Annotated in this window: 2 protein-coding genes; both read left to right on the top strand. The window is 63.2% G+C overall.

Going from position 1 to position 9170, the window contains the following annotated elements:
* The first annotated feature begins 19 nt into the window (after window positions 1-19).
* Window positions 20-8719 (top strand): fibronectin type III domain-containing protein, encoded by an 8700-nt coding sequence (locus tag IFO71_RS22565; protein WP_332309430.1) that lies wholly within the window; start codon window positions 20-22, stop codon window positions 8717-8719.
* Window positions 8720-8855: 136 nt separating this feature from the next.
* The coding region (locus tag IFO71_RS20855; protein WP_192031621.1) for a hypothetical protein at window positions 8856-9170 on the top strand (315 nt) is incomplete at its 3' end.

Here is a 9170-nt window from a genome sequence, read left to right as displayed (position 1 = left end):
TGGAGTGGTCACTCACGATGTGACCGCCACAACGACGTCAACCGGCCCCAAGGTCGACCTGACCGTTGAGACTCTGACCGTCGATGCGACTTCAAAGATTGATGTCAGCGGCAAGGGCCGAACCTACCTGAGTGGAGCCAGTGGTTACATCGGTGGCTCGCATGGCGGCCGCGGTGGGCTCCACGGAACCACCGACACGACCAATGCCGGATACGGTTCGATTCGTCAGCCAACGGAGTTGGGCGCTGGCGGTGGTGGTGGTCCCGGACACAGTCCTCCTCGCGGCGGCGGTGCAGTCAAGCTGACAGTCAGCGGCACCCTTCAGCTCGACGGTTCGATTCTGGCGGACGGCAGCATCAGCTTGCCGGGCTACTATCGTGGTTCCGGAAGCGGCGGCTCGATCTGGTTGGATGCGGGTACGTTGCGCGGCACTGGCCTGGTGCGTGCGCAGGGCGGAGACCGTTCATTCCCGACGTCGGATCAGTATCTGCTTTCAGGCGGCGGTGGTGGTCGCATTGCCGTGTACTACAGTGCGCTGGACGGCATCGACCTGTTGGCGCAGGTTAAAGCGTTGGGTGGTACGACGGTGCACGCGGAGCCGTACCGCCGCGGCGGCGCCGGCACGGTGTACCTGCGTGATAAGGCGCAGGCGACCGGGTTGGTGCGCATCGATAACGGTGCGACCGGCAAGGATGCAGCGGTCACCGAGCTCAGTGAGACGCTAAGCGAATTCCTGGTCATCGACCGGGCCCGGGTGCGAATGCTGACCGAGCAGCAACCCATTTCGGTGGCGATCGGCAACGCCCTGATCGAGCAAGTCGCGCCCATCACCACCGGTGGAATCTCCGGCTATGGGGCCGAGTGGTACAGCGAGGGTGGTCTCAACCTGCCTGACAACGCCTTGCGCGTATTTGGCTGGACGTTTACCCAGGGCGCGCAACAGGATTTCGATGAGGTCGAGCTGCAGGCCGGCGCCAAGCTAATCCATCGGCTGCCTGTGGGTACCGCGGGCGGCATTTCTCTGAGCACGCGTCGAATTTCGCTGTCGACAAACTCCGCGATCGACACCAATGGCCTGGGACTTCGCACGCCCGCCGGAGTTACCGAAGCCGCGGCTGGCGGTTCCTACGGTGGACGCGGTGGTCGAGCATCAAACGCCGTGTTTGGTTTGGCTGCACAGCCGGTCGACTTCGGTGTCGGCGGCGGTGCCAACCAAACCCGTGGCGGTGGTCGACTGCGACTCACGGTGGACGAGCTGTTGCTCGACGGCCAGTTGCTCGCCAACGGTCAAAGCGCCAACCAATACTACGGCGGCGCAAGCGGCGGCTCACTGTGGCTTACTGCCGGTTCGCTGCGCGGCCAGGGCCAATTGCAGGCGCACGGTGGCAATGGTGCCAGCGGCGGCGGTGGCGGCCGGATCGCGATCGAGTACGGCGCCAGCAATGGTTTCCCGCTGGTCAGCAATGCCTTGGCACGTGGTGGCACGGGTGGAAGTGCGACCTACAACGGTGAAGATGGCAGCGTGCATGTGGTCGGTCAGCTTGATGCACCGCGGTTCGTCTCGATTGAGGCCCATCCCGCAGCCAATGAACCGGTTACACGCATCCTGTTGCACGCAACGCGCCCTATCGATGAAGCAAGTCTGGAGCCGTCGGCGATCACGATCGATGGCCCGAGTGCTATCAGTATCGGCGGATTGACCCGGGTGACCGACGGCACATTGGCCATCGACCTCAGCGAGCCCCTGGTGGCAGAAGGCCTGTACACCGTCACCGTGCGGCCGGAGTTCCGCGCGCTGGATGGCCAGTCGTTTGACCAGGATCAAGACGGCAGCGCCGGGGAAGTCGGAGATGATGTGTATGTTGGCCGCTTCAGTGTCGACAGCACGGCCCCGGTTGCACCCATCGCGGTTTCGGTGCAGGTGGCACCGGCCTACAACATCACCTATGGCGACCGTGCCACCTTCATTGTCGAGCGTGAGCCTGGCACCGAGCTGTGGATCAACGAGCTGCCGTATGCACCCGCGGGCGACGCGCCGGTCGTCGTCAACCTGACCCTGCCCCAAGGTGCGTCTGACTGGGATCTGGTCTCGGTGGATGCGGCCGGCAATGTGTCGAACATCCTGCGGATTACCTACTTCTACGCCTCCGACAATCCAGCGGTCACCGGCATGGTGCCGGCGGCAGGCTCCTGCAGTGCCAACCCGCCAGCCGACATCATACTCAGCCTGTACCGCGCCGCGGCTGATATCGACCACGCGACCTCGGTGTATGGCGTGTCGCGCAACTCGGTGGCCGTGAGCGGTCAGTGGCAGGGCAGCGCGAATCAAGCACGATTCGTTCCGGACACCGGCTTCGCCGAAGGCAGCTACACGGTCACCGCCACCCTCAAGGACGTGAATGGCGTGCAGTCACTGCCGTTCACCGGCATGTTTACCTACGATGCGACCGCGCCGTCCGCTCCAAGTGTTAATCCGTTGCCGGCCAGTACCGCGAATGACTTGGTGGTGATCCAAGGCACCCGCGAACCCAATACAGCGATCTACATCAATGGCGAGCTGGCCGTGCCAAGCTCGGCCAACGCCGCCTGGTCAAAGCAGGTCGCTCTCGTGTCCGGTCGTAACACCTTTGCCATTCAAGCCCGCGATTGCGCCGGCAACCGCAGTAGCAACGTGAACGTGGAGACGATCTACGACAACACGCCACCGGCCGAGGTCAGCTTTGTCCTCACCGGAGCGAACGATGGTCGCAGCATCACCGTCGATTGGACCGGCTACAACGAGGCGGCCAGCGGAGGCGATATCGATGCCTTCCTGATCTACCGCAGCGACAGCGGGTTTATCGATCTCGGCACGGCGACGCTCATCGCAACCTTACCCACCGGCACCCGCACACACGCCATTACGGGCCTCACTCCCAGTGTCGAACAATTCGTTACTGTGGTCGCCCGCGATCGCTCCGGCTTGTCCAGCAGCTTCACTGTCAAATCGCTGATCCCGATGGATCGAGTGGCTCCAGCAACGCCGACCAATGTCCGCATCACCTCGGGTGCTTCCAGCCTGCAGGTGCAGTGGAACGCTGTGAGCAATAGTGCTGGCGATCTCGCTGGCTATCGCGTCTATCTCGACGGTACTGCTCGCGCGACGACATCCGTCGACGAACTTGCGGCCAATCTTGCGGGACTGAGCAGCGCCACCGGCTACTCGGTGAAGGTCGTCGCCTTCGATGCCTATGGCAACGAAAGCAGCGCGCCAAACGTTGCAGCAGCCACCTGGTTGAGCAATCCCGTCGGTCTGCGGGCGGACTCTAAGGACGCACGAATCGATCTGAGCTGGACGGCAACGACCCCGGGCCACCTCTTGCTTCGCTATCAGGTCTACCAATCCAGTTCGCCGATCAGCTCGGTGAGCGGCATGACGCCAATCGCCCAGACATCCGGCACCAGCCATTCGATTGGCGGGCTGCAGAACGGCAGCACCTACCACTTTGCAGTCACCGCAGTGAACATCAGCAATGCGCAGAACCCGGCGGTGGCTTCGGTGCCGGGCACGCCGCAATCCGATGTTCAGCCTCCCGAAATCACCGGGCTGACTTTCGACGGCGCACCCCTCAGCGATGGCATGAGCCTGACCCGCTCCGGTGACTTGCGCGTCACTGCGACCGATCTGAATGGTGTGGCGCGTGCCGAGTTCATCAGCGGCAGCGGTGCGCTGAATCGAACGGTGACCGGCAGCAATCTCAGTACCGCATGGAGCTTGGAAGACGAAGTCGATGGACAAGTCGTGCTCACAGTCCGCGTCATCGACACCTTGGGCAACCCGGCCGAGATTTCACGCACGCTGAACATCCAGCTCGAAGCCCCGCCGGCGCCGACCATCACCAGTCCGGCGCATGGCTTGCTGACCAATCAGGCTGAGCTGCTGGTTAAGGGGTTGGCGGCCAAGCGCGCCGATGTCGTGGTCACGGTGAATGGTCAGCCGTTCACTGCGGTGCCAGTCGATGCTGCAGGGAACTATTCCAGCAGCGTGGTTCTGGATGAAGGCGAAAACGTCATCACCGCGGTGGCGCGCAACAACCGTGGCCGGGCGGGCCCGGCGAGCGCTGCCCGTGGCGTTACCCGCGATTCCAGTGTGCCACCGGCACCAACTTCGGTGTCGGCTGTTGCCAAGGAAGCGGGCGTAATCTCGCTGAGCTGGTCCGCAGTCAGCCAGGGCGGCGTCAATGGTTATGACGTGTACCGTTCAACCGCGCCGTTCGACAGCACGGCCTCGGCCAGCAAGTTGAATGGCAATGCGGTCTCAGCGACCCGCTTTGATGACCTGCCGCCAACCGATCGTCGCTATTACTACCGTGTGGTCTCGCGCAACGCCGCAGGTACCACGTCGGCGCCGAGCGCGCAGATGGATGCGGTGTCGGATCGCACAGCGCCGGAGGCCATCAGCCTTGAGTACGTGCCGCAAGGGGAGTTCCTTGAGAATCCCTTGCGCGTCGCGCCAGGGGCAGTGCAGGTGCGCTTGCTGGTCAGCGAGCCTTTGCTGACCACGCCGTTCCTTACCATCACCCCCGATGGCGGCGTGCCGCTCGGCGTCACCTTGTTGGCCACCAGTGCCACCGAGTACAGCGGCAGCTTCACAGTCGGCGAATACGCCAAGACCGGCACGGCATACGCCGTGTTCTCGGCGCGCGATGCCGTTGGCAATCGCGGAACCACCGTCCGCAGCGGCGCCAGCTTGATTCTGGATACCGATGGCCCGCGTGTCACATCGCTGACCATCGAGCCGGGCGAGCCGGTACGGGCGGATGTGCAGTCGCAGATCACCGCGACCTTCGAAGCCGACGAGATGCCGGCCGACAATGCATTGCCGGTGGTCCGCTACAAGCTGTCAGGCGTTGGTCGGGAATGGACCAGTGTCAGCTCGGTGCTCGTCAGCGGTGACAAGCGCTGGCAGGCCAGCCTTACGCTGCCCAACGATGCCGGTGCCTCCGGCCCCGAGTCGCTGTCGTTCCAATTTGTCGCTACCGACGAGCTGGGCAACGCCAGCCCGGATATCGAAGTACCGAACAGCTTCCAGGTCTATCGCGGCAATCTGCCGCCGCTGCCGGCCCCGCGCGGCTTCAGCGCCAAGGCAGTATCCGGCGGTCGGGCCGAACTCAAGTGGGATGCAGTCGAAGGAGCTTCTGGTTATGAGATCTGGCGCCGTCGCGCCAACGAAACCGAGATGCTGCCCATTGGCCGCAGTGCAGCTGGCGAACTCACCCATGCCGATCTGCCGCCGGAGGACGCCGATTACGTCTATGCCGTGGCCAGCATCCGCACCGGCAACAACCAGGAATCAGTCAGTGGAGTTTCGGATTCGGCCAACGTTCGCACCGATCGTCTGCCGCCGGCTGTGCCGCAGAACCTCCGTCTGCGACTGACCGGCAGCGGTGTGGTGGCTGAATGGGATGAGATTGTTCGCGATCTGCCGGGCGACAACCATGCCTACTATCGGCTGTATCGTTCCGCTCAGGATCCACTGCTTGATGTCGGCGGCCTGACACCGATTCGCGATCTGATCGGTCAGGCCCATGAGGTCGACGGCCAGCCCTCGACCACGCTGCGCACCTATGTGGTTACCGCCCGCGACCGCGCCGGCAACGAATCGGTGCCGTCCAATTCGGTGTATCTGAACGCGCAACTGTTGCCGGTGGCCAGCCTGTCGATCAGCAAGGAGCTAGGTCAGGCCCCGCAGGTTCGCTGGAGCCACCCGAGTGCCACGATCAGCGGCTACCACCTCGACTCGATCAGCCAGGGACAGAGTTTCCGGCTGCTGAGCAATGCCGCTCGCGACGTTCTCAGCTTTGCCGATAACGCCTACGAGCGGGGAGAGCGCAGCTATCGCGTGACCGCGATCGACGATACCGGTGCCGAGGCGCTGCCACGCAGCTTGCTGATGCCATCGGTCGAGGTCGCGCTGGCCAGTCAGCAAGTGCTGCGTCGCGGCTTGATGAACGGCATCGTGTTCGACGTGGCCAACAGCGGCAGTACCGATCTGGCTGCGCTGGAACTGCGTGTTGAGCTGAACGGAAAGCTGCACGTGTCCGATCCGTTCGATCTTGCTGGCAACTCTGAGCGACAGGTTCGAGTGGTGATTCCGGGTTATGCCGAACTGGGCAATCTGGCCAGCTTCCGCAGCGTGCTGCGCCTTGCGCCCAACTCGGGTGAGCAGGTCGATCTCATCGACAGCGGCTCAATGGCAGTGGGTGACGGCGGTGTGGTGACCAGCCTGGTGACCGAGGAATTCACCCGTGGCGGTGCTGGTCGGGTGCGCATCGAAATGGAAAACCCGGGTGATGCCGAAATCGAGTGGATCAGCGCCAACAGCAGTTCGCAGCCCAGTGCCGATGCACGCATCAAACTGATCGATGACGAGGGCAATGTGCTGGCGGTGCAGGCCTTCCATCAGGTCAGCGGCGTTGATGTGGTGACCCTGCCGAACGGCCGTACCGTGGCGCGCATCGCAGCCGGCGGCCGCATCGCGACTGCCTGGCAAAGCATCACTGTGCCGCCGACCGCGCCGGATCGCCTGTTCGTAGAGTTCGAGCTGGATAGCCTGCGCCATGCCTTTGGCCGCGCCAATGCATTGACCATGCCGGGTGTTAAGAGTCGACGCGAGGTGAGCCTGGTGGATACCTCCTATCTGGGCGAACTGACCAATGTCACCCCGCAGAACAGCTTTGGTGATCAGAGTATCGCTATTCGCGGCCTGGCCAAGGACCGCACCAGTGGGGCGACATTGGCCAACGTGCCGCTCAAGCTGGTGTTGCGCGTCAACGGCTTCGAGCGTGTGGTGGATCTGATATCGGCCGCCGACGGCAGTGTTTCACACGACTACACACCGCTGGCTACCGAATCAGGCCGCTATCAGATCTCGCTGATCCATCCGCAGATTCTCGATCGACCGGCCATGGGCGAATTCACCATCCAGAAGGTTTCGGTTTCGCCCAGCGGCACACAGTGGCGTGCTGCCTACGGTCAAACCTTGAGTTATGGGTTCACCGTACGGGCCGGTGCAGCCACCCAGCTCAGCAATGTTCGCCTGGCATTGGAAGCAGAAGACCAGACCGGCGGCAGCCTGCCGACTGGCCTCAGCTTCCAGTCCCTGAACAGCCGCGCCAGTCTGGGCCCCAACCAGAGTGCTGAGCTGAAGTTCAGCCTGCTGGCGAATGAAAGCGTGCCGGGCTCGGGTACCTTGATCTTGCGCGTGGTGGCCGACGAGAGTGGGTTATTGCCGCTCGCCAAGATTCCGGTCAGCTATCTGTTCTCGACTGCTAATCCGCGTCTTACCGCCACCCCGCAAGTAATGAACACCGGGCTTGCACGTGGCCAGTCGATGACCGAGAACTTCAGCCTGGAGAACAACGGCTTTGTCGCTCTGACCAATCTGACGTTGGCCCTGAAGGATTTCCAGGGCCAGCCTGCGCCGGCCTGGCTGCAATTGGGGGCCGGTAGCGCTCTTGGCAATCTGGCCGTGGGCGCCAAGCGCAATGTTCCTGTCATCATCACGCCGCCGAGTGATCTTAGCGATGGAATCTATCGTTACGTGTTGTCGGTCGTCGGTGACAATCTGGAAGAGCGCGGTTTCGAGATTGCCATCACGGTAACCGAATCAGGCGTAGGTGGTGCGCTGTTCCATGTGTCGGACATTTACACAGCCACCATTGGCAGCAATGGATTGCCGGTGCCTGGCTTGGCCGGTGCCGCCATTCGCCTGCGCAACGAGGCGGTCACCACGCTGGAATACACCGGCCGCACCGACAGCAATGGCGAGTTCCGCTTCCAGGACATCACCGCCGGCCGTTACACCTACCGAATCACCGCACCCAATCACGAGGAGGGGACTGGCCGTATCACGATCCGTCCGGGCGTGACCCTGGCCGAGGAAGCCTTCCTTGACTACAACCTCGTTACGGTGGAGTGGTCGGTCACCGAGACCACGATTCGCGATTCCTACGAGATCGTGCTGCGGGCTATCTTCGAAACCAATGTACCGGCTCCGGTGCTGGTGGTATCGCCGGCCGCGATGACCATCCCGCAGCTGTCGCCGGGCGATGTGTTCCAGGGCGAATTCACCATCAAGAACGAGGGCCTGATCCAGGCGCAGGAAATGCAATTGCTCCTGCCCACCCAGGATGCCTTCTTCCGCATGGAGTTCCTCAGTGAATTGCCCTCGGTCATCCGCGCCAAGCAGACCATTCGCATGCCGTTCCGACTGATTGCTCTGCAGCCCTGGCCGCCTACGTCGGGCGACGCTGGTGGCGGTGGCGTTTGCGCTTCGTATTACATGACCATCGGCATCGGTGGCGCATACGACTGCGCCAACGGCACACAACGCAGCACCGCCAATACCTTCACCTTGTCGCGTCTGGTTGGCAGCGGCTGCGGCGGCTCTAGCGGCGGCTCTGGTGGCGGTGAAGTCGGTGGTGGACCAGCCGCTCCAGGCGGTGCCTGCGAATCATGGCCGCCCTACATGCCGCGTGGCGGAGCCTGTCGTGCGGCAGGCGGCCCGATCAGCGTTCTGACAGGCGATGCCTGCGCTCCGCCTTGCGACGACTGTGGTGAAGGCGGTGGCTTTGGTGCTGGCGGCGGCGGGGGTGGCGCCGGCGGCGGAGGAGGAGGCGGCCCCTCCTGGGGCGGCGGCGGTGGCCCCAATCCTCCTCCTGTCCTGAGCGGCGGCTAACCACCATGCTTCACTGAGCCCCTCTCCCCCGGTGGGAGAGGGGTTGGGGAGAGGGGGAGTACCCGTCAGCCACCCCACCACACCAATCCAACGCGCCCCAGCCCAGCCAAGCGCAGAAACACTTCAAGGATTCACCATGTCCCGTCTAACCCTCCTGCTAAGTCTGCTCCTGCTCACGCTTAGCACACCGACTCACGCCGCGGTCGATCCCACCGACGGCAGCTACCGCACGTCGGTGGTGGATCTATCCGTTAAAGTGCCGGGCGGGATGGTGTCGTGGTCGCGGAATTACGAGCGTAATGCCTGGCAGTTCACCCCGGCCTGGGCGAAGCTGAAGTTCACCCTGGATGATCTGGACGGCAGTGTGCTGCGGATCGACCGGGCAGGGGACGAATACGAGAAGATCGCCTCGGACGGCAGCCTGTTCCGCTTCGATGCGCGGATGACCATT

The sequence above is a fragment of the Pseudomarimonas arenosa genome (assembly GCF_014841215.1).
GTDB classification, from domain to species: domain Bacteria; phylum Pseudomonadota; class Gammaproteobacteria; order Xanthomonadales; family Xanthomonadaceae; genus Pseudomarimonas; species Pseudomarimonas arenosa.
The sequence above is the reverse complement of the archived record's forward strand: the minus strand, read 5'-3'. Positions and strand labels throughout refer to the sequence as shown.